Here is a 24284-nt window from a genome sequence, read left to right as displayed (position 1 = left end):
TGGAGGGATTGTAAGTGAGACCGGACTGAGTGAAGGCCCAGCCTGTGAAATGACGGGACGAAGTGCCTGGTCATACTCCGCAGTCCTTCGTCGAAGGCGGTGCTACCATCGCCCCTTTCCCCCGCCCAAGCCTCATCGTGCGCCTGTTCCGCCTCGCCAAGATCATCACCGTCAGTCTGCGCTTCGGTCTGGATCAGATGATCCGCGAACATGCAGCCAATACCCGTTTTGGAGAATGGCTGCATCGACTCCTGCCGGCTCGGCAGTTTGCAGCGCCGCGTGGCGAGCGTTTGCGCTTGGCACTGGAGTCGCTGGGGCCGATTTTCGTGAAGTTCGGCCAGATGCTGTCCACCCGCCGCGATCTGCTGCCGCTGGATATTGCCGACGAGCTGGCCCTGCTGCAGGATCGGGTGCCGCCTTTCCCGTCGAACCAGGTGCTTGAGGTTCTGGCGGCGGAATATGGTCAGCCGGTGAGCGAGGTGTTCAAGCATTTCGAGCCCGAGCCGGTGGCTTCCGCTTCGGTGGCCCAGGTGCATTTCGCAGTGCTGCCGGACGGCACCGAAGTCGCCGTGAAAGTGCTGCGTCCTGGCATCGAGCCTGTGATCGCGCATGACGTGGCGCTGCTGGATACGGCGGCTTTCCTGATCGAAAAGCTGTGGGCCGACGGCCGTCGCCTCAAGCCGCGGGAGGTCGTGCAGGAGTTCGCTCGTCATCTCGAAGACGAGCTGGATATGATGCGTGAGGCTTCCAATTGCTCGCAGCTACGGCGCAATTTCAAGGACTCGAGCCTGCTTCAGGTGCCCGAGGTGTATTGGGATTTCTGTGCGCAGCGGGCGCTGGTGATGCAGCGCATGGTCGGCACGCCGGTGTCGCGAACGGATGTTCTGCGCGCTCAAGGCGTTGATCTGAAGGCGCTGTCACGCGCCGGGGTGGAAATCTTCTTCACCCAGGTTTTCCGCGACGGCTATTTCCATGCCGACATGCATCCGGGCAACATCCTCGTCGCCGCCAACGGCCAGTACGTGGCGCTGGATTTTGGCATCATGGGCACCCTTACCGACCGCGACAAAGCCTATCTGGCGCAGAACTTCCTGGCCTTCTTTCAGCGCGACTACAAGCGTGTGGCGCAAGCGCACATCGATGCGGGCTGGGTGCCGGCGCATACCCGTGTGGATGAATTCGAAACTGCGATCCGCGCCGTGTGCGAGCCGATTTTTGACCGCCCGCTGAAAGATATTTCCTTCGGCAAAACCTTGCTGCGTCTGTTCCAGACCGCACGCCGCTTCGAGATGGAAGTGCAGCCGCAGCTCGTGATGCTGCAGAAGACCCTGCTCAACATCGAAGGCCTTGGTCGTCAGCTCGACCCCGATCTGGACCTGTGGCAGACCGCCAAGCCCTTCCTCGAGAAGTGGATGAGCGAGCAGATTGGCTGGCGAGCCTTCATCCGCCATTTGAAAGACGAGGCGCCGAACTGGGCCGCCACGCTGCCGCAGTTGCCACGGCTCCTGCACCGGGTCCTGGCCAGTGATGCAGAGGAGCGCGCGGCGGCACGCCATGCCGAGCTGATGGCCCTGCAGCAGCGCCGCAACCGCTGGCTGATCACGCTGAGCGTGATGCTTGCCGGGCTGGTTCTGCTGGACGTGCTGAAACCCTATCTTTGACCGCTATGCTGCGCTCGATGGTGGTTCCTGTCCGGTTCTTTCCTGCTTGTGCTGAAACTTGTGCTGCCTGAGTGAGCCATCAGGGCAAGGCGGAGCGGAAGTTTTCTGCTGCCCTTTAAGCTGAAGTGGGTTACGCAACAGGAGCAGACTTGTGCGTGGGCGATTTCGGCGATCTCTGGGCTCTGCACTTTTCTGCCTGCCATGGCTGGTATTCGCTCAGCAGGAGCCTGTGGTTGTCACCTATTCGACCAATCCTGGCTATCCACCCTATCACTGGGCGGTGAGCGAGACTGCGTTTGATGGGGCAAGCATCGAATTGCTGGAGCTTGTTCGACCAGCCGGCGTGACGTTCAAGGCGCTGGTCTATCCGTGGAAGCGTGTGCTGGCGCTGGCTGCCGACGGCCAGATCGACATGCTGCTGAGCTTGCGCAAAACGCCTGAGCGTGAGGAGTTTCTGAATTTCGTGCCCCACCGCGCGTTTGCAAATCCGATTGCCGTGTTCGTGCGGGAAGACCGCCGCTTCAGGTTCAGCAATTGGAATTCCTTGCAGGGGCGCCAGGGAGGCTACAGCGCGGGCGATACCTTCGGGGGCGGCTTTGATGAGTTCTTGCGGCTGAATCTGACCATGGAAGGGGCTCCGTCCATGGAAAACAATTTCCGTAAACTGCTCCTCGGGCGGATCGACTATTTCGTCACCGGTTATTACACGGGCATGACCTACGTGCAGAGCCACCCTGAAGCGGGCGTGATCAGCGCCCTCCAGCCGATGATTTCGGATCAAGCCATCCATTTTGCGTTCAGCAAAAAATCGGCACACCAGGGGTTGATAGCCGAGATCAACCGGAAACTCGAAGCGCTCGATCGCAAAGGCGTGCCGGACGCCTTGCTCAAAAAGCACCTGGAACGTTTTGCAGGCACCCCGCCGGTCATTCGTCTGCCCTGATCGTTGTGCCAGCCCTTCGCACGCTCGTGCGAAGTGGAAAAACCCTGGATTCCCCAGCCTATGAAACCTACCCCTGTGGGTATAATTCGGCACTAAACCCCTGTTTCTACGGCGGATGGCCGGATCGCAGCACTGCGGGCTCATGACGCTCGCGCACCGGAGTTTCGAGATGCTGATTGCTTTTGTGGTTCTGTACTTGCTGGTCTCCGTGGGTATCGGTTTGTATGCCGCCACGCGCGTGAAAAACTCGAGCGATTACGTTACCGCCGGCCGCCATCTGCCTTTTTACATTACTGTCGCAACCGTGTTTGCGACCTGGTTCGGCGCGGAAACCGTGCTGGGCATCTCGGCTACCTTCGTCAAGGATGGCATGTCCGGCATCATTGCCGATCCCTTTGGCTCATCGGCCGCGCTGATCTTCTTCGGCCTGTTTTTCGCACTTCCGCTGTATCGCATGAATCTCATGACGCTCGGCGACTTCTACCGTCGTCGCTACGGCCGCGCGGTGGAAATCATCACCTCAATTGTCATTACGATTTCCTACCTTGGCTGGGTGGCGGCGCAAATCTCTGCTTTGGGGCTGGTCTTCGCCGTGCTCTCTAGAGGCCAGATCACGCCGGAGTGGGGCATGGTCATTGGTACCGGCGTGGTGCTGCTCTATACGCTCTATGGCGGCATGTGGTCGGTGGCGCTGACGGATTTCATGCAGATGCTGGTGATCGTTGCAGGTCTGCTCTACATCGCTTACGCAGTGGGCGATATGGCTGGCGGCGTAGGTACGGTGGTCGATCATATGGCGGCCAATGGCAAGCTTGAGCTGCTGCCCAAGGGCAACTGGCTGCAGTGGGTGGCTTTCATTGCCGGTTTCTCGACCATGGCGCTCGGCTCCATTCCCCAGCAGGACGTGTTTCAGCGCGTGAATTCGGCGCGCAACGAAACGGGCGCAGTGTGGGGCACCGTGACTGGCGGGGTGGGGTATTTCTTCTTTGCCTTTGTGCCCCTGTTTATTGCCTACTCGGCCTCCATCGTGGCGCCTGAACTGGTGGCCACTCATCTGGCCGAAGGGGGCGATTCGCAGATGATCCTGCCTCAGCTGGTGCTGACGCACATGCCCGTATTGGCGCAGGTGCTGTTCTTTGGCGCCCTGTTGTCGGCCATCATGAGTACGGCTTCGGGCACCTTGCTGGCGCCTTCCGTGACATTCTCGGAAAACGTGCTGCGTGGCTTTATGCCTGGGATGAACGACGCGCACTTCCTGCGCATGACGCGCATCATCGTGGTGGTCTTCACTGGCCTCACGCTGAGTTTCGCGCTCAACAGCGAGGCCTCGATCTACCAGATGGTCGAACAGGCTTATTCGGTGACACTGGCCATGGCTTTCGCGCCGCTTGCCTTTGGCCTGTACTGGAAGCGTGCAACCAATCAGGGGGCGATCTTTGCTATTGCCTTCGGTGGTCTGGTGTGGATCAGCCTGTTGCTGCCAATGATGGGCTGGCTGCCCGCTCCCGCGGCCTGGATCGAATTGGCAACGACCATTCCGCCACAGTTCATTGGCCTGCTCGCCAGCGTTGCGGCGATGGTGGCGGGTTCTTTGTTGCCGCAGTGGCTGCCTACGGCGGCCGAGGGCATGCGCCAGCACCATGGCCATCATATTGGTGAGGCGGCGCATCACGGAATGGCGGCCGGTCTGACCGAGCACACCCCCCCGCGGCCGTGAGCCTGGCGGCCGGATGAACCCCCACGGTCGCCTGCCTCGCTATCTGTGCGCCCTGTGGCTGGGGCTCACCCTGTATGCCTGCCTGCACCCTTTTTCCGGCTGGACCAGTCCGGGCGTGTCGCCGCTGGCCTTTCTTGTGGCGCCCTGGCAGAAATACATCTCGCAGCTCGATGTATGGCTCAACATTGCTGGTTTCCTGCCTTTCGGTTTTACCCTGGCGGCCAGCATTGCCAGCCGGCGCAAGCCGGGCCGGATCGTGTTGGGCGTTCTGCTGGCCAGTCTGCTGCTGAGTTTTGCCATCGAATTCGCGCAGAACTGGTTGCCGGGGCGTATCTCGTCGAATCTCGATCTGGCCACCAATACCTTTGGCGGAGTGCTGGGCGCTCTGGCGGGCTTGCGCTGGGGCCATTTCCTGGCCGAGGGGGGAGCCCTGCAGCGCTGGCGGCGTCAAGCGCTGTTGCCGGGGCATGTTGGAGAGTTCGGGCTGCTGCTGGTGGGGCTGTGGTGGTTGGCACAACTGGAGCCGACCGGGCTGCTCTTCGGCAATGGCGATTTGCGTAGTCTGCTGGATCTGCCGGCGCCGCTGGCTTTCTCGGCGCGCCGCTATCTGCTGCTGGAGACGGCGGTGGTGGCCAGCAGCACCTTGGCGCTGGGACTGCTGCTGGCGCGCGGCAGTCGTGAAGCTTCGCTGCCGCGCCTGCTCGGCGTGCTGTTGGCAGGCTTGGCCCTGCGCACCCTGGCGTGTGCTTTGTTTCTGGTGCCGGCCGATCCCTGGCAATGGGCGACGCCGGGCGCTGTGCGGGGCTTGCTGCTGGGGGCCGTGTTGAGTGTGCTGGCGTTGCGCCTGCCGCGCTGGAGCCAGCACGCGCTGGTGAGCCTGACTCTGCTGCTGAGTACCGCGTTGGTCAATCTTGCGCCGGACAATCCCTTCATCGATGCTTCGGTCCGCACCCTGCAGCAGGGGCACTTTCTGAATTTCTACGGCCTCACCCAGCTGGTCAGTTCGCTGTGGCCTTTTCTGGCACTGGCCTGGCTGTCAGCGCAGGCAGGTCTGCAGCGGCGCTGAGAAGCTGCACGATCTGTAGCGAGAGGAGAGGCCGTCAGCAGGGGCGAGGCAGGGTTTAGCAGCGCCTGCTCTGCGCTGCCGCAGCCGGTTTGCTGTGCAAAGCAAACCGTGGGGAAGCGCAGCACAGGAGCCGGAGTTTATGTTGATCAATGAGGATTCCGAGCAGCGCATGAGCCCTGATCACGGCCTCGCAGCAAGATCGGGAACAGCTTCTGAGGCCAGCGCCGTTCGCGATCAGACTTCCAGTCCGAATTTGCGCAGTAACTCCGAGGTTTCAAACAGCGGCAGACCCATGATGCCGGTGTAGGAGCCGCTGATCTCGCGGATGAAGCTTGCTGCGCGCCCCTGAATGCCATAGGCGCCGGCCTTGTCGAAAGGTTCGCCGCTGGCGATGTAGCGGCGGATATCCTCGTCGTCGAGCGGGCGGAAATGCACCGTGCTGACCGACAGGCAGTGCTCCATGCGACTCGCGTCGGCGACCGCTACGGCAGTCAGTACGCGGTGGCTGCGCCCGCTCAACTGGCGCAGGATGGCGACGGCGTGGGTCTCATCATCCGGCTTGCCGATGATCTCCCCGTCCAGATCCAGCGTGGTATCGGCCGACAGCACCGGTTGTGGACGCAGGCTGCGCCAGCCCAAGCGGCGCAAGGCGCCGTCGGCCTTGGCACAGGCCACGCGCTGGACATAGGTTTCGGCATCCTCGCCGGGCAGCACGGCTTCTGATACGTCGGCATCATCGCGCGGCGGGGCGCGGAAGGTGAGGGTGTCGAACTCGACGCCGATCTGGTGCAACAACTCGCGCCGGCGCGGGCTGCGTGAGGCCAGGTAAATGCGGGGATGGCTGAAGGGCGGCATGGCGGCCTCATTCACGGTGATAAGGGTGGTTGTTCACAAGGCTCCAGGCTCGGTACAAGGCCTCGGCCAGCAAGGGCCGCACCATCGCATGCGGCAAGGTGAGGCTGGAGAGACGGATCCTCTCCTGCGCCTCGGCCTTCAGCGCAGGATCCAGCCCGTCCGGTCCGCCAATCACGAAGGCCACATCGTCGCCCATGCCCATCCATTTTTGCAGGCGTTCGGCGAGCTGGCGGGTACTGATGTCGTCGCCGCGCTCATCCAGCACCACCAGCCGGCGCCGTGCAGGCAGGGCCGCGCGTAGGCGCTCGGCTTCTGCCGCCATCATGGCCGCCGGGGTTTTTCCGGTGGTACGGGGCTCGGCTTTGACTTCGAGCAGCTCGAGCGGACAGTCGCGCGGCAGGCGCTTGGCGAATTCTGCGTATCCGGTTTCGACCCAGGCCGGCATCTTGGTGCCGACTGCGGCGATGACCAGTTTCATGGCTGGATGATTACTCGCGTGCCGCCGCCTCGTTGGCTGCGATCAGCTTGCCACGACGAGCGGGGGTGGTGGACCACAACTCTTCGAGGTTGTAGTACTCGCGTACGGCAGGTTGCATGAGATGAACGACGATGTCGCCCAGGTCGACCAGCACCCACTCGCCGCTTTCCTCACCTTCGGTGCTCAATATTTCACCGCCGGCTTCCTTGACCTTTTCCTGCACATTGTTGGCCAATGCCCGGGTCTGGCGGTTGGAGCTGCCACTGGCGATGATCACCCGATCGAATAGTGAGGTGAGCTTGGTGACGTTAATAACTTCGATATCTTGCGCCTTGATGTCTTCAAGAGCATCAACGACGATTTTCTGCAGCTTGCGGAGTTCCATGTAGCGGGTGCGTCAGGTCTGGTAGAGATGATGGTCCTGAATATAGTCCAGAACCGCGTCGGGCAGCAAAAAGCGCGGGCTGCCGTGGTGGGTGAGGGTGGCGCGGATGGCGGTGGCCGAAATGGCCAGCGGAGTCATCGCGAAACTGGCGATGCGGCCGGCGGGTGTTGCTGCCAGCAGGCCAGGGCGGGCCGCGTTGCGGCTTTGCAGCTCGGTTGCGAGGCTGTCGCCAAGGGTCTGCTCGGCCAGGGTATAGCCAGGGCGGGTGGCGACACCGATATGGGCGAGGCTGAACAGATCCTGCCAGCGGTGCCAGCTGGCGAGGCTACGAAAGGCGTCCATGCCCAGCAGTAGTACCAGCGGCTGGTCCGGACCGAGCTCGGCGCGCAGGCGCTCCAGCGTCGGCACGGTGTAGCTGGGGGCGTCGGCCAGTACTTCGGCCGGGTCGACTTCCAGATGGGGGCAATCCTCTACCGCCAGATGGGTCATGGCCAGACGCATCTCGGCCGGCGTGGCGGGTTGCTCGCGATGTGGCGGGCGGCCTGCTGGAATCAGGCGCACCCGGGCGAGGCCGAGGGCCTCACGGGCTTCCTCGGCCATGCGCAGGTGACCATAGTGGATCGGATCGAAAGTGCCGCCAAGGATACCCAGCGGCGGGCTGAGGCTCATGCCCGCAGGGCCTCGCCGAAGATGTCGCAGGCGGCGGCATGGAAGCTGGCGTAGAAGACCGGCATCATGATGAGCAGGGCTGGCGGAGCAAGAAGGCTCAGCAAAGCCGGTGCAAGGCTGACCAGCATGGCTGGCAGCGCCACGCAGATCACTGCCCAGGCCGCGAAAAAGACGCAGATCGCGCCAAGATTGCGCCAACAGGCTACCGCGCTGAAAAACACCGCCTTCATGGGCTTCACCTCGGCCAGGGCGATCAGGACCGGCGAGAACCAGAACAGCATTTCCAGTGGCAGACCGAGGACGAGGCCCCACAACATGAAGGGCTGCAGCTCGGGCGTAATGCTGGCGCTCTGGCCATCTTCGGCCACTTGCAGCAGCGGGGCCGAGCCGTCGACTCCCGCAAGCAGGCCGGCCAGCCACATCACCAGCAATTGTCCGGCGATACGCAGCAGGCCTAGCACCACCTGCTCCGGCAGATGCAGGCGGAAACCGCGGAACAGCATGCCGGGCTGGGCTGGCTGGCCAGCGCGGACGGCGCCGCACAGCAGGAACATGCCAACGCCCAGCGGCAGCAGCACGAAGGAGGCCAGGAATTGCCCCAGTAGCGGGATGATGAGCGCCACGAAGAGTGTCATCAGCAGGGTGATGCTGGCCGCGATGAGCATCAGCGGCGCGCGGCGCCACACTGCAAATCCGGTCTTCAGCCATTGCCAGCCCTGGGCGGGCGGAAAGCTTCTGGCCTGCATCAGGTGTTGGCTCCGTTCGGCAGCGGCGGTTCGGGATCCGGTTCAAAGAGTTCGGTATGCGCCGCCTGTACGGCTCCGACGACGACCGGGATATAGATCAGGATGCCCAGCCCGGCCGGTAGCAAGGCCAGGATGAAGAGCAGGTAGAACATGATCGCGAGCATGAACATCGCGCCGGGATTGCGCAGGCTGGCCTTGAGGGAGAGGCGCATGGCGTCAAAGGAGGCGATGTTGTCCTTCATGATCAGGGCCGGGGCCAGCAGCAGAGCCAGCAGCATCATGCCCCACAACAGCAGGAAGACGACGAGGGCCACACCCAGATCGGCCAGCACGCCCATGGCGCTGGCGGCCAGACTGTTGACCGTGGCGCCCAGCGAAATCCCCAGCAGGCTTACCAGCAGGCCGCCACTCAGGGCCAGGTAGGCAAGCAGGTGCAGCAGCACCAGCGGGATCGCGTAGAACAGGCCGACCAGGGTCAGGTTGCCGGCATGCAGGCGGAAACCGGCGAAGAGCAGTTCAAAACGCGTGCTTTCCCCTGCACGCTGGCGGCCCGCGGCTTCAAGCATGCCACCCATCAGCAGAGCCAGCAGCAAGGGCGGCAGGATCGGGCCGATCAGCGGGATCGGCACCAGCAAGGTGGACACGGCGAGCAGCGCGAAGGCGCCGAGAGCCATCAGGATCCAGTCTGCCGGATGGGCTGCAAACAGGCGCCAGCCGGCGGCCAGCCAGGAAAAACAGCGCAGGGGGCTGACGCGACGGGCCTGCGGCAGGTGAGCAAGGCCGTGGTGGCGAAGCGATGATGCGGTCTGGTTCATGGAGCTGCGAGGGGAGGGTAAACAGGGCCGGGCGCAGGGCGCGCGGGCGAATCAGAGGCTAGCACAGATCGCTGCCGGGCCGCAGTGCCGGGTGGTATTCGGCCACAAGCGTGACATATTCCACAGTTCGGCAGTCTGTTGGCATGCCTATAATTCGCCGCATGCGTGTGACTACCCTATTGATCCTGACCCTTCCGGCCTGGCTGCATGCCGGCCCCGGTGCGGCGAGCGAAGCTCCTTACTTTGAAGAGCTGCCGACGGTGCTGACGGCTTCGCGCCTGCCCCAGCCGCTCAATGAAGCGCCGGGGGCGGTGACTGTGCTGGATCGCGAGTTCATCAAGGCGACCGGCTACCGCGATATCGGCCGCCTGTTCCGCCTCGTGCCGGGCATGCAGGTGGGGCAGGAGCGTGCCACCACGCAGTGGGTGACCTATCACGGCTTGTCCTCCACCTATCCCTCGGAGATGCAGGTGTTGATCGATGGCCGCTCGGTGTATTCGCCGGCCGCCTTTGGCGGGGTGGACTGGAGCACGCTGCCGATCACCATCGATGACATTGAGCGTATCGAGGTAGTGCGTGGCTCCAACCCGGTTACTTATGGCGCCAATGCCTTCCTCGGTGTGATCAATATCATCACGCGTCACAGCGATGAGGCGCCGGGCGGGCATGTTGCCATCAATGGCGGATATCCCGGTCTGCTCGATATTGCAGCTGGTGGTAACGGCAAATTGGGTGACATGAGCTTGCGTGTGAACGCTCAGCGCCAGCGCGACAGTGGTTTTGCCAATGTGAATGACAGCCGCGAGGTGAATATCCTCAGCCTGCGTGGCGACTACCGGATCAGTGCCATCGACGAACTCAGCGTGCGTCTGGCGGGTAGCGATGCCGACAAGGGGGCCGGCTATCCGGACTCGGTTAACAGCAACAATGCGCTGCGCGACATTCGCAGCCAGAGCTACACCTTCCATACTGAATGGAGTCATGCGCCGAAAGCGGGCGAGGAGTTGCTGCTGCACTACTACCGCAATCAGGAACGGATAGCCGAGCGCTGGAACGCACGCGGAGCCGATTCGCCGTATTTTCCGGGAGGGCCGGTGGTGCCAGTGGATCTCGACCGGCGCGCGGTGCGTGATCACGTTGAATTGCAGCAGCGCCTCTCACCGACGGGCAATACCCAGACCGTGTGGGGCCTTGAAGTGCGTCGTGATGAAGTGGATGCGCACTATCTGTATGCCGGCGACGAGTCGGTTGTGACCCAGATGGGACGTCTCTTTGGTAATGCCGAATGGAAATTCCGGCCGGGCTGGCAGCTCACGGGTGGCGCAGCTTTGGAGCAGTACGAGCATGAGCCGGCGCATGTAGCGCCGCGACTGTTCCTGAACTGGCAGGCCAGTGCCAGCGACACCCTGCGCGCCGGTGCCGCTCGGGCCTGGACCCAGCGCCCGACCTTCGAAACCTCGGGCGATGTGCGAGCGACCGAGCAGAACACCGGCCTCCTGATCCAGCATCCCTATGTGCCGAATCCCGATCTCCGGCAGGCCCAGGTGGATAGCGTGGAGCTTGGCTATCTGGGCCGTTTCAAGCCCATGGCGTCCTCACTTGACGTGCGCCTGTACCGTGAGCGGGTGCGTGGTTTCATCTACCGTCAGGCAGCCGTGTCGCCGCTATCGCCGGTTCTGAACACCTACACGGACTCCGCACAGTATGTGAATGCGGCGAATCCGGTCACCCTCACCGGCATCGAATACCAGTTCAAGTTCAGCCCCTGGCGTGAGGGCAACTGGATCTTCAATCACAGCATGGTGAGGATGGACGCGGATGAGGCCCTGCAGCACCGCGTCTCTCCTTACACCGCCAGTCTTTCCTGGCAGCAAGGCTGGGGTGCAGGCTGGAGCTCGATGATCTCGGCTTTTCGCATGGGCCCGCTGGCGGGTGGGGATGGCATGGTGCCGATCTACAGCTATGTCGCCAAGGCATACAACACCTTCGATGCGCGCATCGCTTATGCCACCCGGATTGGCGGACGCAAGTACGAGTTTTCGCTGAATGCGATCAATATCGGCGAGCGCCATCAGGAAGTGGCCGATCGTTCGCAGCAGAGCTTGCAAGGCCAATGCCCGGCCAACCGGGTGTCGGCCGTGGGCTACCTGGGGCTGGCCGTCGAACTCTAATCCAGCCCCGCGGGAGCGAGGCCCACGTCGCGAAGCCCCGCTGCGCGACGTGGATTGTTACCAGGCTCAATTCCCCTGCTGTGTGCGCCTGAGAAAGTCTCGTAGCGCCTTGCCGGTGTGGCTGCCAGCCTGCAGCACCCCCTGCAGCGGGCCTTCATACACCACGTGCCCGCCCTCGTCGCCGCCTTCCGGCCCCATGTCGATCAGCCAGTCGGCTTCGGCCATCACGTCCAGATCGTGCTCGATGACCAGCGCGGTGTTGCCGGCCTCCACCAGCCGATGCAGCACGGTGATCAGCTTCGCCACGTCGGCCATGTGCAGACCGACAGTGGGCTCGTCCAGCACGTAGAGCGTGTGCGGGCTCTTGAACTTTGAGGCGCGTGCGGCCGGGTCGGTCTTCACTTTCGCCAGCTCGGTGACGAGCTTGATGCGTTGCGCCTCGCCACCTGACAGCGTCGGCGAGGCCTGTCCCAGCGTGAGGTAGCCGAGGCCCACGTCCTGCAGCAGCCTGAGCGGATGCGAGACCTTGGGATGCGCGGCGAAGAACTCGACGGCTTCGTCGACTTCCATCGCCAGCACCTGCGCGATGCTCTTCTCGCGCCACAGCGCGGTGAGCGTGTCGGCGTTGAAGCGCGCGCCGTCGCAGACTTCGCAATGCACTTTCACATCCGGCAGGAAGCTCATCGCCACGGTCTGCACGCCCGCGCCTTCGCAGCTTGGGCAGCGCCCGTCGCCGGTGTTGAAGGAGAAGCGTGCGGCTTGCCAGCCACGCAGCTTGGCGGTTTCGGTATTGGCGAAGAGCTTGCGGATTTCGTCCCAGAAACCGACGTAGGTGGCAGGACAACTGCGCGGCGTCTTGCCGATCGGCGTCTGGTCCACTTCAAGCACGCGGCCGACCGCCTGCCAGCCGGTGATCGACGCGCAGCCCTGTATGCCGCTGGCAAGCTTCTCTGTGCGCGGCATCAGCTTGGCGGATTTGCGTCCGGCGGGCTTGGCCTTCTCGTCTTCGTCGCCGCCGATCAGGCGTTTCAGGTTGGCGTGCAGCACATCGCGCGCCAGCGTGGATTTGCCCGAGCCGGAGACACCGGTGACCACCGTCAGGCGATTCAGCGGTACGCGTACGGCCACGTTTTGCAGGTTGTGCAGCGTGCCACCGACGAGTTCGATGAAGGGGTCTGCAGAGGCAGGCGCAGCGCGGCTGTGCAGCGGGTGCTGCAGCGGCTCGCGCAGGCATTGGCCGGTGACAGAATCGTTTGATGCGATCAGCTGTGCCGCCGTGCCCTGGGCGATCAGGCGCCCGCCGCGCGTGCCGGCGCCGGGGCCAAGGTCCAGCACTTCGTCGGCGCGGCGGATGGTTTCTTCATCGTGCTCCACCACCACCACCGTGTTGCCCTTGGCGCGCAATGCTTCAAGCATGTCCAGTAGCACGCCGTTGTCGCGCGGGTGGAGTCCGATGGAGGGTTCGTCGAGCACGTAGCACACGCCGCGCAGATTGCTGCCGAGCTGGGATGCCAGACGGATTCGCTGCGCCTCACCGCCGGAGAGTGTGGGCGCGGCGCGATCCAGCGCGAGGTAGCCGAGGCCCACGTCGTGCAGGAAGGCGAGGCGGTGCTTGAGCTCGCTGATGATGTCGCGGCCGATGCCGGCTTCGCGGCCTTCGAGCTGCAGGCCATTCACCCATTCGCCCAGCGCGTTCACCGAACGCTTGCTGTAACCGGTGATCGACACCTCGCGATAGCGCACCGCGCGTGCTACCGGGTTGAGGCGCTCGCCGTGGCAGCTGCGGCATTCCACTTCCGCGCCGTCTTCGTCATCGAGTCCGGCGAATTCCATTTCGGCGACGTCGACCTCCGGGTCTTTCATCCATTTCGGAATCTCCACGCCGGTGCCGCAGCAGCTCTCGCACCAGCCGTGCTTGGAGTTATAGGAGAAGAGACGCGGGTCCAGCTCCGGGAAGCTGGTGCCGCAAGAGGGACACGCGCGCAGGGTGGAAAACACCGCGTCGCCACCCTCCGGCGTGATCACGCGGATCGTGCCCTTGCCGATGCCCAGCGCGTCGGCGAGCTTCTCGCGCAGCTCCGCTTCGTGGTTGGCATGCACTTCCACATCGCATACCGGCAGTTCGATGTTGTGTTCCTTGAAACGGTCCAGGCGTGGCCAGGGCGAGACTGGCAGGAACTCGCCATCGACGCGCAGATGGGTGTAGCCCTTGTTCTTGGCCCAGCGCGCCAGCTCGGTGTACAGGCCTTTGCGATTGACCACCAGCGGGGCGAGCAGGCCGATCTTGTGGCCGCGGTAGTCGCGCAGCAGACGCGCGGCGATGGCGTCCTGACTCTGCGGTTCGATCGCGCAGTTGCAGTCCGGGCAATGCTGGGTGCCGAGCTTCACGAAGAGCAGGCGCAGGAAGTGATGCACCTCGGTGAGCGTGCCGACGGTGCTTTTACGCCCGCCGCGACTGGTGCGCTGCTCGATGGCCACCGTCGGCGGGATGCCGTGGATCGCATCCACATCCGGCTTGCTGGCCGGCTGCACGAATTGGCGGGCGTAGGCGTTCAGCGATTCGAGATAGCGGCGCTGGCCTTCGGCGAACAATATGTCGAACGCAAGCGTGGACTTGCCCGAGCCGGACACGCCGGTGACCACGGTGAACTTGTTGTGCTGGATCGCCAGCGAGACATTCTTGAGGTTGTGCTCGCGGGCGTGGGTGATCTGGATGGTGTTGGGCGCCTGCACCGGCAGGTAGCGTACGCGCGGCTCGGCGGACTTGATCGGCGCCGCATCGAGCCGGTATTCCGCCAGCGCCCGCCCGGTATGCGAACGCGGCTCGGCGATCAGGTCTTCAATCGTGCCGGCAACGAGAATCTCGCCGCCGGCGTCGCCGCCTTCCGGGCCGAGGTCGATCAACCAGTCGGCTGCGCGCATGACGTCCAGATTGTGCTCGACAACCAGCACGGTGTTGCCGGCGTCGACCAGTGCGCGCAAGGCGCGCAGCAGCTTCACGATATCGCCGAAGTGCAGACCCGTAGTCGGTTCATCGAACAGGAACAGGCTGCCTTTGGTGGAGGCTTTCTTCTTCGAGGATTTGGCCGCGTACTCGGCCAGATGCCCGGCAAGCTTGAGGCGCTGCGCTTCGCCGCCGGAGAGCGTGGGCACCGGCTGGCCGAGGGTCAGGTAATCGAGGCCGACATCCACCAGTGGCTGGATGGCGCGCACCAGATCCTTGTCACCAGCAAAGAAGTTCAGCGCATCGGCACAGGTCAGTTCCAGCACCTCGGCGATGTTCTTGCCCTGCAATTGCAGTTCGAGGATTTCGGGGCGATAGCGTTTGCCGTCGCAGTCCGGGCAGCGCAGATACACGTCGGAGAGGAACTGCATCTCGACGTGTTCGAAGCCGTTGCCGCCGCAGGTTGGGCAGCGCCCATCGCCGGAGTTGAAGGAGAAGGTGCCGGCGGTGTAGCCGCGTTGCTCCGCGTCGGGCAGGGCCGCAAAGCGCTTGCGGATCACGTCGAAGGCGCCGACGTAGCTGGCCGGGTTGGAGCGTGTGGTCTTGCCGATCTGGCTTTGATCGACCATGACAATGGCTTCGATCAGGTCTTCGCCGACAAGCTTCGCAAACGCGCCCGGTGCTTCGGTGGCTTCGCCCTTGGCCTTTTTCAGTGCGGGCCACAGCACATCCTGAATCAGGGTGGATTTGCCCGAGCCGGACACGCCGGTGACGCAGACCAAGCGTCCGAGGGGAATGGAGAGGTCGACCTTCTTCAGGTTGTTGGCGCTGGCGCCGAGCAGCTTGAGGCGCGGGGTTTTGACTTCAACTTTCTGGCGCACCAGACCGGCGTCGACCTGCTTGTGACCGCCGAGGTACTGTGCCGTGAGGGTGTCGGTGCGGGCGCGCAGTTCGTCCGGCGTGCCGTTGAAAACGATGTGGCCACCGGCAGCCCCAGGGCCGGGGCCTATGTCGACAATGCGATCTGCATTGAGCATCACTGCCGGGTCGTGCTCCACCACCACCAGCGAGTTGCCCGCGTCACGCAGGCGGCGCATCACGCCGTTGATGCGGTCGATGTCGCGCGGGTGGAGTCCGATGGAGGGCTCGTCGAGCACGAAGAGCGTGTTCACCAGCGAGGTGCCGAGTGCGGTGGTCAGGTTGATGCGCTGCACCTCGCCGCCCGAGAGCGTGCGGCTCTGGCGGTCCAGCGTGAGGTAGCCGAGGCCCACTTCACACAGGTAGCTGAGTCGCCCGCGGATTTCATTCATCACCAGATCGACCGCGTCGCCTGCGCTGCCTTCGATCTGCAGCTCGCGGAAGAAATCGCGCGCGCGTTCGATCGGCAAGCTCATCGCGTCGTGTAGCGACAGGCCGGGCAGGGCTTGCAGCTGCGCGTCGGCCAAGCGCATGCCCTTGGGGCGGAAGCGCCGCCTTTGCGTGCCGAGCGCGGTATCTGCCTGTGCTTTCGAGCCCACGCGCCACAGCAGCGAATCCGTCTTCAGGCGTGCACCGGCGCAGGCCGGGCAGTCGGTGTAGGCACGGTAGCGGCTGAGCAGCACGCGGATGTGCATCTTGTAGGCCTTGGTTTCCAGCCAGTCGAAGAAGCTGCGCACGCCGTACCAGTATTTCGGCCAGGAGCGTTGCCAGCTCTTGAACTCCGGTTCGCCTTCCATGACCCAGTGCCGATGTTCTGCGGGCAGATCGCGCCAGGCGATGTCGGTGGCCACGTCGCGCAGGCGGCACATTTTCATCAGGTCGTCCTGACATTCCTTGTAGCTCTCGCTCTGCCAGGGCTTTACCGCGCCGCCGGCCAGCGTCTTCGATTCGTCCGGCACGATCAGGCCGGGGTCGATGCCGATCACGCGGCCGAAGCCCTTGCAGGTCTCGCAGGCGCCGACGGCGGAGTTGAAGGAGAAGTTGGCCGAGGTGGGCGCGCTGTAGTGGATGTCGCACTCGGCGCAGTGCAGGTCGGCGGAGAATTTCCAGACCTGCCCGGCGGCGGCCTCGATCAGTGCTTCGCCGCCCAGATGCACCTCCAGCTTGCCGTTGCCGAGCTTCAGCGCGGCCTCCAGCGCTTCGGATACGCGAGCCGTCTCCGCATTGCCGAAGCGGAAGCGATCCACCGTCACCAGAATCCGTTTGTCATCCCCGGTGATGCGGGTGAAGCCCTGGCGCTCCAGATGGCCGTGCATTTCTTCGACCGTGAAATTCTCGGGAACCGGCAGGGGCGCGACGATGGCCAGACGCGGGTCCTCATGCTGCGGGCAGCGCGTGGCCAGCGCGGCGAGGATAGTCTGCGGTGTTTCCTTTTCGACTTTTGCGCCGCAGCCCTTGCAATACAGGTGGCTGGCGCGGGCGTAGAGCAGCTTCAGGTAATCGGCCAGCTCGGTCATGGTGCCGACCGTGGAGCGCGAGGTGCGCACCTGATTGCTCTGGTCGATGGCAATTGCCGGTGGCACGCCCTCGATGGCGTCGACCTGCGGCTTGTCCATGCGGTCGAGGAACTGCCGCGCATAGGGCGAGAAGGTCTCGACGTAGCGGCGCTGGCCCTCGGCGTAGAGCGTGTCGAAAACCAGCGAGCTCTTGCCCGAGCCGGAGGGGCCGGTCACCACCACCAGCTCACCGAGCGGGATGTCGAGACTGATGTTCTTGAGATTGTTCTGGCGAGCACCGCGAATGCGGATGCTGGCTTTGTTGTATGGATGCGACATGTCGGGGCTGGGTGGCGCTGTTCTTGTACGTCTGAATTGTGGCAGGAAGCGCCGTCTGGCGCTGCTTGAGTCCATTAATCCTGTGTATGCGCGGATTGGTCTTTTTATTTCGTAAGCGCCGCTGGCGGATTACGAAATTGAGCCCGCTTGCGGCTGCAGGTCAAATCGCCCTGCCTCTGATCAACAGTCGTGCCGCCGCAAGCCGGAACCCCGCGGGGAGCGGATCTGGCCGTATTGCCGGCACGACCGGAGGATCATTCAAATAATGTCAGGAGACTCATCGTGCAGAAAAAACTTATTGCTCTGGCTGTAGCCGGTTTGATGTCCGGCGCCGCTTTTGCCCAGACTTCCGTGACCATTGGCGGCAAGGTGGATGCCGGCTACCAGTTCGGTATGACCCAGAAGGCAGACGGCGTCTGCGGCACTTCCGGCGATTGCGGCGGTAGCACGACCGAACAGCTGACCGATGGCAGCGCTTCCACCTCGCGCATCACGATCGGCGCCAAGGAAACCATCAACAATGATCTGGAAGCCGGGGTCAGCCTTGACATGCGTTTCTCCAACTTCCATGACGGCAAGGGCGTGAACAACAGCACGACTTCGACACTGGCTGGCATCGGCGGTCTGACCTCCAACGACAAAAAAGAGGTCTACCTCAAGAGCAAGCTGCTCGGTGAGCTCCACTGGGGTGTGCAGAATGCCGGTGATGAGTTCTACGTGGCAACCAAGCCTTATATGGTCGAGCCAAAGGATACCGAACTGGTCAAGTACGGCATCTCGGGCTATCGCGCCTCCAGCCTGACCGACCGCACCACCAAGTACATCACCCCAACGCTGAGCATTGGCGATTTCCAGCTGGCTGCGATGAGCACTTACTCGTTTGGTGAGGCCCGCAAGAGTGGCGCCAGCAATGTCGATGGCACCGGCAGCGGGGATGTGTTGGCAGGCGGCATCCAGTGGAAATTCGGCAAGCTGATTGATGGCGGTTATGACCGCTGGACGCGTTACACCAGCAATGCGACGGCAGAAGACGGTTTCCACTTTCAGCGCACCTACTTCAGCCTTTTTCCGTGGGCAGGCCTGAAGATTGCGGGGGTGTATATCAACAACTCAGGCTACGCGGCGGGCAAGCCCTTCCAGGACAAGAACACTAACCTGGTGGTGTCCTACAACTTCAATGCCAAGGCCAACATCGGCTTCGGTTATTCGATCGTGCGTGATGTGGGGGACGAGCGTAACAGCGGCCATGCCTGGCAATTCGGCGGCACCTACTTCCTGAGCAAGAGCGTCTATCTGTACTCGGCGGTGACCAAGACTGACTGGGAGCGGAACCAGGACAAGATCGGTGGCAAGTTCGATGGCACAGCTTCCGGTTTCGGGACTTCATCGACGGCCAGCAAGCTGGACAGCCGCTTGACCAAGATCGGTCTGGTCAAGGAGTTCTGATCCGCACCTAGTCTGCAAAGATTCCTTCACAGTTGAATTCGGGCCTGCCTCACGGTGGGCCTTTTTTTTGTGCTCTGGCAGCGGCTTACTTGCTGAAGGTTTCCCGGGTCTTCTTGCCTACTTCCTTGCCGGCGCTGGCGGCATCGTTGCCGATCTGTTTGCCGATCTCGCCGGCGCCGTGATAGGCCTCGACGGCCGTGTCCTTCACGACCTTGGCCGCCTCCACAGCGCCGTTGGCGACTGTGCTGGCGCCCTTGGAAACCTCACTGCTGGCACTCTTGCTGCCTTCCTTTACCTCTTGTACGGAGCAGGCGGAACACAGCAGCAGGGCGAGAAGGGCTAGGGGGAATCGGTTCATGGCAAATCCAAGGATGAAGCGTTTGACGATTCAAGCATAGACGCGGCATTGAGACATGGGCAGCGGGCAGGCTGCAAGCGTGCCGGATCGACGGCTGGATGGCATTCAGCTGTGCTGATAGCGATGCAGTCGCTCATGCATGCGCGCCTGCAAGCGCCAGCGGGCGGCATCCTCAAGCATGCGGCCAGCCCACAGGTAGACGTTGGCGTCGTGAATCTGCCGGCGCAGGCTGCTCATGCGCTCCCGCTGCTCGGCCGGGTGCATGCACAGGGCTTGTTGCAGCGTGTCGGCGAAGGATTCTGTGTGGTAGGGGTTGATGCTCAAGGCCTCACCGAGTTCGCGCGCAGCGCCAGCGAAACTGGAGAGCACCAGCACGCCCTGTTCGTCGTCGCGGGCGGCAGCGAATTCCTTGCACACCAGATTCATGCCGTCGTGCAGGCTACTCACCACGCACACATCGGCGGCGCCATACAGTGCCCGCACCGCAGCTTGGTCGCGGTGCTCCACGAGTAGCGTGACCGGGGTATAGCCGGGGCGGCCGAAGCGGTTGTTGATCTGCATCGCACGGCGTGCCACGCGTTCGCTGAGCGCGGCGTAATCGGCGAGGCTGCTGCGCGTCGGGGCGGCCAGTTGCAGCAGGCACAGGCGGCCAATCCATTCTGGGTGTTTTTCAAGCAGGCGTTCGAAGGCAATGAACTTCTCCTCGATGCCCTTGGTGTAGTCGAAACGATCGACGCCGAGAATCAGCTTTTGTCCTGCTGTGATGCCCAGGGCTTCGCGGCCGAGCTGCCGTTGGTGGGCGCTGTCCGGCGTGGTGGCGGGCCAGGCGATCGAGATCGGATAGCTGTCGACCAGGGTTTCGCGGCCGGCATGGAACACGCTGGAGCGCTCGGTTTCGAGGCGCGCCTCGAGGAAGCGCTCGACCGTGGCGAGGAAGTTTTGCTGGTGGTGACGGGTCTGGAAGCCGAGGATGGTCGAGCCCAGCAGACCTTGCAAAATCTCGGTGCGCCATGGGCAGATGCCGAAGGCTTCCGGCGTAGGCCAGGGAATGTGCCAGAAGCAAAGGATAGTGGCTTCCGGCAGGCGCTGGCGGATCAGTGCCGGTACCAGGGCCAGCTGGTAATCCTGCACCAGTACCACCGGGTTGTGGCTGCGCGCTTCGGCGATCACGGCATCTGCAAAGCGCTGGTTGACCTGGCGGTAGTGCTGCCAGTCCGCCTCGCGGAATACCGGCCGCACGTGAGCCAGGTGGCACAGAGCCCAGATGCCTTCGTTGGAGAGGCCGTCGTAATAGCCGCGCACCTCTTCCTCGCTGAGCCACAGGCGGCGCAGGCGGTAATCCTGTTGTCCGGGCGGCAGCATCAGGTGGTCTGCCGCGTCGACACATTCACGGTCCGCGTTGCCGCTGCCATGGGCGATCCAGGTGCCGGAGCAGGCCTGCAGCACCGGCTCAAGCGCAGTTACCAGGCCGCTGGCGGGCTGGCGCACGAGCAGGGCGTCGCCAATGCGTTCATGGGTCCACGGTTCGCGGTTGGAAACGACCAGCAGTTCGTCTCCGTGCAGATGGCTGGCGAGCAGGCTGCGCAAGCGTTCCGCGGTCCAGTCGGCGTCGCTGTACTGACCGTGGCGGTAGTGGTCCTCCAGGTCGCGCAGACGGGTGCGCAGATCATCCATGAAGGAGCGGAATTCCGGCGGAGCGGCCAGGGTGTTGCTGGCCGGATTGAGCATTGTGCGCAGGGCCAGGTTCCAGCGCCGCCAGTTGTATTGGGTGAGGAGCACGATCAGCAAGGCGACGGTGAGCCCCATCATGAGCATGAACACCAGCAGGTATTGCTGCGACAAGCGGGTACGGCGCTCAACGAAGGCCAAATCGTGCAGCAGGACCAGATCGGCAATGTGATGCTCTTCGGTGCTGACCGGGAAGATCCCCAGCATGACCTTGCCGAGCGGCAGGGTGAGTTCCACGTTGCCGTTGCGTTGCAGGGCGTGGGCCTGGGCACAGTCGAGGTCGGTCGGAAAATCCTTGGTGCGATGCATCAGCAGGCCATTGGTGCTGCACAGGGCGATGGCGCTCAGGCGTTCGTCGCGGATGGTGCGCTCGAAGAGGGCGTGGATGCGATCCCACTGACCGTTGTCGAGCACCTTGCTGATGGTGTCGGACTGGGCATTGGCAATCAGGTTGCCGCGCAAGCCTAGATCGCGCAGAAACCAGCGCTCGGTGAGCTCTTCGGTCACGTTCATGGCCAGCCAGCCACCAAGGGCGAGGATCAGCAGCAGGGGGGCCAGCAGGCGCAGGTAGAGCCGTAAATGCATCAAGGAAGACGGGCAATGTATTTGTGGCAATACAGTACACTCGCCGGCTGTGTACCTCAACCGGAGTCATGATGAAGACCAAGCGCGTGCGCAACATCCTGCTGGTTCTGGATAGCGCGCAACCTTTCCATCGTGCCGTGATGAGCGGCGTAGGGGCTTTTGTGCGCGGCAGCGAGCTGGACTGGCGCCTGAGCATCAGCAAGCGCCTGCCGGAAGATCTGAGCGGCATGGATGGCCTCATCACGGATGCTGAAACGCCCGGACTTGAACTCGTTCTGCCTCGGATAAGCACGCTGCCGGGGGTGTTCATCGCGAGTGCTGCGAGTGCCGGACTCGCCGCTGCGGAGCCGCGGGTGTGTGCGGATAATGCGGCCATGATCGGATTGGCCATCGCGCATTTGCGGGAAAACGGGGTGCAGTACCTGGCCGGCTTTTCCCTTCTGCGTTATCAGGACATGCCCTGGGCCAGGGAGCGCTTGGAGGGCTTCCGGGCGCAGGCGGGGGCCAATCCGCGCCTGCGTGAAGCGGTTTCGCCACCGGATGGCAGTGCCACCAGCGCGCAGGATCTCGACTGGGTGCGCGCTCTGCCCACCCGCACCGGTGTAGTCGCTGTTAATGATTCGGCGGCGCGGGAGTTGCTGCAGCTGTGCGAGCAGGCGGGGCGCCAGGTTCCGCGCGACATCGCGATCGTCGGGATTGACAATGATCCGCTGGTGGCCGCCCTATCACCGCTGCCGATTTCTTCAGTGACTCAGCCTGCCGAAGAAATTGGGCGCAAGGCCGCAGAGCTGTTGCGCCGGCGCCTGCAGCGCCCGCTGGAGGCGCCGGCCGGGCTGGCCATTGCGCCGCAAGGGGTGCAACTGGCGGCAACCAGCAGCAAGGCCAGCACTCTGGTGAGTGGCGCGCTGGAATTCATCGATGCGCAACTGGGGCGCTGCATCAAGGCGCAGCAGGTGGCGGATTTCATGGGCGTGTCGCGTGCCACCCTGGAGCGCAGCTTCCTGACCCAACTGGGGGTGACCGTGCATGACGAGCTACTGCGTCGGCGCATTGCCCAGGCCAAAAGCATGCTGGCGAGGCGTGAGCTGAGCACCTCGGAGATTGCCCGGCATTGTGGTTTCCGCACCCAGCAGTACATGCACGTGGTGTTCAAACGCGAGATCGGTTTGTCTCCGGCCGAGTTCGCCCTGCATGCGCCACAGGCCGGCGAAGCCCCTGAATAAAGCGGGGTTGTTGTTCTGGTGCAACACCTTGTTGCGCCAGTTCGGGGTTTTCCCCTCCCGGCCGGCTCTCCCGAGCGCTACGAGCAATCCCCGCCAGGCATGGCTTTCAGGTGTGCCCTGACGCGATTTCAAACAGATTGCCCGGCAATAACGAAATTGAGGGGGTGGGGCGCTGCGGGTCAAATCGCCCTGACCTCTGATCAACGTCCGCCCCGCAGCCATGCCGGGGTGGCCCCGCAGGGTGCGGGGATCCAGCCATCGGCGGGGTTCGGCGAGAGAGTCATCCATTCACGTGAGGAGAAATCCATGCAGAAGAAACTCATTGCCCTGGCCGTTGCTGGCCTGATGTCCGGCGCCGCGTTCGCCCAGACTTCCGTGACCATCGGCGGTAAGGTTGATGCCGGTTATCAATTCAAGAAGACCGCCAACGCTGATACCAGCGGCGGCTCCAACGGCGGCAAGACCACCGAAACCCTGTCGGATGGCAGCGCTTCCACCTCGCGCATCACCGTCAGCGCCAAGGAAACCATCAACAAGGATCTGGAAGCCGGTGTCAGCATCGATCTGCGCTTCTCTGATTTCTTCGATGGCAAGGCCACCAACAACAGCACCACCTCCACCGTTGCCGGTGTGGGCGGCCTGACCTCCAACGATAAGAAGGCCGTGTACCTGAAGAGCAACATGCTCGGTCGCGTGCAGTGGGGCGTGCAGAACTTCGGTGACGATTTCTACGTCGCCAGCAAGCCTTACATGGTTGAGCCGAAGGATCTGGAATTCGTCAAGTACGGCATCTCCACCTACCGCATGACCGCGCTGACCAACCGTACCACCCAGTACCTGACCCCGACCCTGAGCCTCGGCTCCTTCAAGATCGGTGGCCAAGCCATCTACGCTATTGGTGATGGCCGTAAGAGCGGTGACAGCAACGTCAACAGCACCAGCAGCGGCGACGTTCTGGGCGGTGGCTTCCAGTTCGCCTTCGGCAAGGTGGTGAACGGCGGTTACGACTATGTGAGCCGTGCCAGCACCGGCGTGACCGATGCAAGCGAAGATGGCATGCGTTTCCAACGCGCCTTCGTGTCGGTGTTCCCGATCGGTGGTCTGAAGCTGGCGGGCACCTACTCCACCCAGAATGGTCGCGCTCGCGCTCTCAACACCGCCTATCAGGACAAGATCACCAACGCCGTCGTGTCGTACAACTTCAACGACAAGGCTTCCGTCGGTGTCGAGTACTCGATCGTGCGTGACGTCGGCAGCAACCGTAACAGCGGCCATGGCTGGATGATGGGCGGCGCCTACTTCCTGACCAAGAGCGTGTATGTCTACGGCGCTGTGCAGAAGAGCGACTGGGAACGCAACGAAAACAGCGTGGGTGGCTATGACGGCACCGCTGCTGGCTTCGGCGCAACCCGTTCCGCTACCAAGCGCGACGAGCGTTACACCCGCGTGGGTTTCGTGAAGGAGTTCTGATCCTTCCTCCGGAAGTGTCAAACGACTTGAAAAGGCAGCCTTCGGGCTGCCTTTTTTTCGGCTGCACGGAGAACACACATGAACACCTACGCCAGGGAAGTGCTGCTGCGGCTGATGCTGCTGGAAGAGCTGCTTGCCGTAGCGGATGACGAGGCTGGACTTGAAGCCATGCTGGCAGGGCTGAGCCGGCTTGATGAGGGGCTGTTACAACGCCTGGAGCGGGATCTCGGCCTGGTGCAGACGGCGCTGGAGCGCTGCTCGCCGGTCTGAA

18 protein-coding genes are annotated in these 24284 nt (G+C 63.2%); 9 read left to right on the top strand and 9 right to left on the bottom strand.

Going from position 1 to position 24284, the window contains the following annotated elements; genetic code table 11:
* Positions 1 to 137 precede the first annotated feature (137 nt).
* From ubiB to C0V76_RS08665, 4 genes are all read left to right on the top strand, one after another.
* Positions 138 to 1661, top strand: a complete 1524-nt coding sequence (gene ubiB, locus C0V76_RS08680; protein WP_101942234.1) for a ubiquinone biosynthesis regulatory protein kinase UbiB — start codon at positions 138 to 140, stop codon at positions 1659 to 1661.
* 229 nt (positions 1662 to 1890) lie between these two features.
* Positions 1891 to 2604: an ABC transporter substrate-binding protein gene (locus C0V76_RS08675; protein WP_158239185.1), complete on the top strand. Its 714-nt coding sequence runs from the start codon at positions 1891 to 1893 to the stop codon at positions 2602 to 2604.
* A 169-nt stretch (positions 2605 to 2773) separates the two neighbouring features.
* A complete protein-coding gene (locus tag C0V76_RS08670; protein ID WP_101941995.1) occupies positions 2774 to 4321 on the top strand; it encodes a sodium:solute symporter family protein in 1548 nt (515 codons plus the stop codon).
* Positions 4322 to 4334: 13 nt separating this feature from the next.
* Positions 4335 to 5387, top strand: coding sequence for a VanZ family protein (locus C0V76_RS08665; RefSeq protein WP_101941994.1), 1053 nt, complete (start codon positions 4335 to 4337; stop codon positions 5385 to 5387).
* 234 nt (positions 5388 to 5621) lie between these two features.
* On the opposite strand, the gene C0V76_RS08660 is transcribed toward C0V76_RS08665, so the two are convergent.
* From C0V76_RS08660 to C0V76_RS08635, 6 genes are read right to left on the bottom strand one after another with little or no spacing between them, the layout of a single operon-like run.
* Complete coding sequence (locus C0V76_RS08660) at positions 5622 to 6242, bottom strand: nucleoside triphosphate pyrophosphatase (protein WP_101941993.1); 621 nt, start codon at positions 6240 to 6242, stop codon at positions 5622 to 5624.
* Positions 6243 to 6249: 7 nt separating this feature from the next.
* Positions 6250 to 6720, bottom strand: coding sequence for a 23S rRNA (pseudouridine(1915)-N(3))-methyltransferase RlmH (gene rlmH / locus C0V76_RS08655; RefSeq protein ID WP_101941992.1), 471 nt, complete (start codon positions 6718 to 6720; stop codon positions 6250 to 6252).
* Between the two features lie 10 nt (positions 6721 to 6730).
* Complete coding sequence (gene rsfS, locus C0V76_RS08650; RefSeq protein ID WP_101941991.1) at positions 6731 to 7105, bottom strand: ribosome silencing factor; 375 nt, start codon at positions 7103 to 7105, stop codon at positions 6731 to 6733.
* A 12-nt stretch (positions 7106 to 7117) separates the two neighbouring features.
* Complete coding sequence (gene nadD, locus C0V76_RS08645) at positions 7118 to 7774, bottom strand: nicotinate-nucleotide adenylyltransferase (RefSeq protein ID WP_101941990.1); 657 nt, start codon at positions 7772 to 7774, stop codon at positions 7118 to 7120.
* Positions 7771 to 8520 carry a BPSS1780 family membrane protein gene (locus C0V76_RS08640; RefSeq protein ID WP_101941989.1) on the bottom strand — a complete coding sequence of 250 codons (750 nt, stop codon included), beginning with the start codon at positions 8518 to 8520 and terminating at the stop codon, positions 7771 to 7773. The genes nadD and C0V76_RS08640 overlap by 4 nt, the downstream gene beginning before the upstream one ends.
* Positions 8520 to 9335 carry a BPSS1780 family membrane protein gene (locus tag C0V76_RS08635; protein WP_101941988.1) on the bottom strand — a complete coding sequence of 272 codons (816 nt, stop codon included), beginning with the start codon at positions 9333 to 9335 and terminating at the stop codon, positions 8520 to 8522. The genes C0V76_RS08640 and C0V76_RS08635 overlap by 1 nt, the downstream gene beginning before the upstream one ends.
* Positions 9336 to 9496: 161 nt before the next feature.
* Here C0V76_RS08635 and C0V76_RS08630 point away from each other — a divergent pair, with 161 nt between their 5' ends.
* Positions 9497 to 11506 carry a TonB-dependent siderophore receptor gene (locus tag C0V76_RS08630; RefSeq protein ID WP_158239184.1) on the top strand — a complete coding sequence of 670 codons (2010 nt, stop codon included), beginning with the start codon at positions 9497 to 9499 and terminating at the stop codon, positions 11504 to 11506.
* 66 nt (positions 11507 to 11572) lie between these two features.
* On the opposite strand, the gene uvrA is transcribed toward C0V76_RS08630, so the two are convergent.
* Positions 11573 to 17203, bottom strand: a complete 5631-nt coding sequence (gene uvrA / locus C0V76_RS08625; protein WP_101941986.1) for an excinuclease ABC subunit UvrA — start codon at positions 17201 to 17203, stop codon at positions 11573 to 11575.
* Between the two features lie 282 nt (positions 17204 to 17485).
* On the opposite strand from uvrA, the gene C0V76_RS08620 reads away from it, so the two are divergent.
* On the top strand, positions 17486 to 18649 hold the full coding sequence (locus C0V76_RS08620) for a porin (protein ID WP_101941985.1): 1164 nt from the start codon (positions 17486 to 17488) through the stop codon (positions 18647 to 18649).
* A gap of 85 nt (positions 18650 to 18734) precedes the next feature.
* On the opposite strand, the gene C0V76_RS08615 is transcribed toward C0V76_RS08620, so the two are convergent.
* Both C0V76_RS08615 and C0V76_RS08610 read right to left on the bottom strand, forming a co-directional pair.
* On the bottom strand, positions 18735 to 19007 hold the full coding sequence (locus tag C0V76_RS08615; RefSeq protein ID WP_101941984.1) for a hypothetical protein: 273 nt from the start codon (positions 19005 to 19007) through the stop codon (positions 18735 to 18737).
* Positions 19008 to 19112: 105 nt separating this feature from the next.
* Complete coding sequence (locus C0V76_RS08610) at positions 19113 to 21320, bottom strand: trehalose-6-phosphate synthase (protein WP_101941983.1); 2208 nt, start codon at positions 21318 to 21320, stop codon at positions 19113 to 19115.
* 68 nt (positions 21321 to 21388) lie between these two features.
* On the opposite strand from C0V76_RS08610, the gene C0V76_RS08605 reads away from it, so the two are divergent.
* The 3 genes from C0V76_RS08605 (at position 21389) to C0V76_RS08595 (ending at position 24283) form a co-directional block, all read left to right on the top strand.
* Complete coding sequence (locus C0V76_RS08605) at positions 21389 to 22543, top strand: substrate-binding domain-containing protein (RefSeq protein WP_101941982.1); 1155 nt, start codon at positions 21389 to 21391, stop codon at positions 22541 to 22543.
* Between the two features lie 306 nt (positions 22544 to 22849).
* Entirely contained in the window at positions 22850 to 24013 is a 1164-nt protein-coding gene (locus tag C0V76_RS08600; RefSeq protein WP_158239183.1) for a porin, read from the top strand.
* A gap of 78 nt (positions 24014 to 24091) precedes the next feature.
* Positions 24092 to 24283, top strand: a complete 192-nt coding sequence (locus tag C0V76_RS08595; protein ID WP_101941980.1) for a hypothetical protein — start codon at positions 24092 to 24094, stop codon at positions 24281 to 24283.
* Position 24284 lies beyond the last annotated feature (1 nt).

Origin of the sequence: Uliginosibacterium sp. TH139 (assembly GCF_002855595.1) — a bacterium.
Lineage (GTDB): Bacteria > Pseudomonadota > Gammaproteobacteria > Burkholderiales > Rhodocyclaceae > Uliginosibacterium > Uliginosibacterium aquaticum.
Note: the sequence above shows the minus strand (reverse complement) of the source record. Positions and strands in the feature narration are given on the sequence as shown.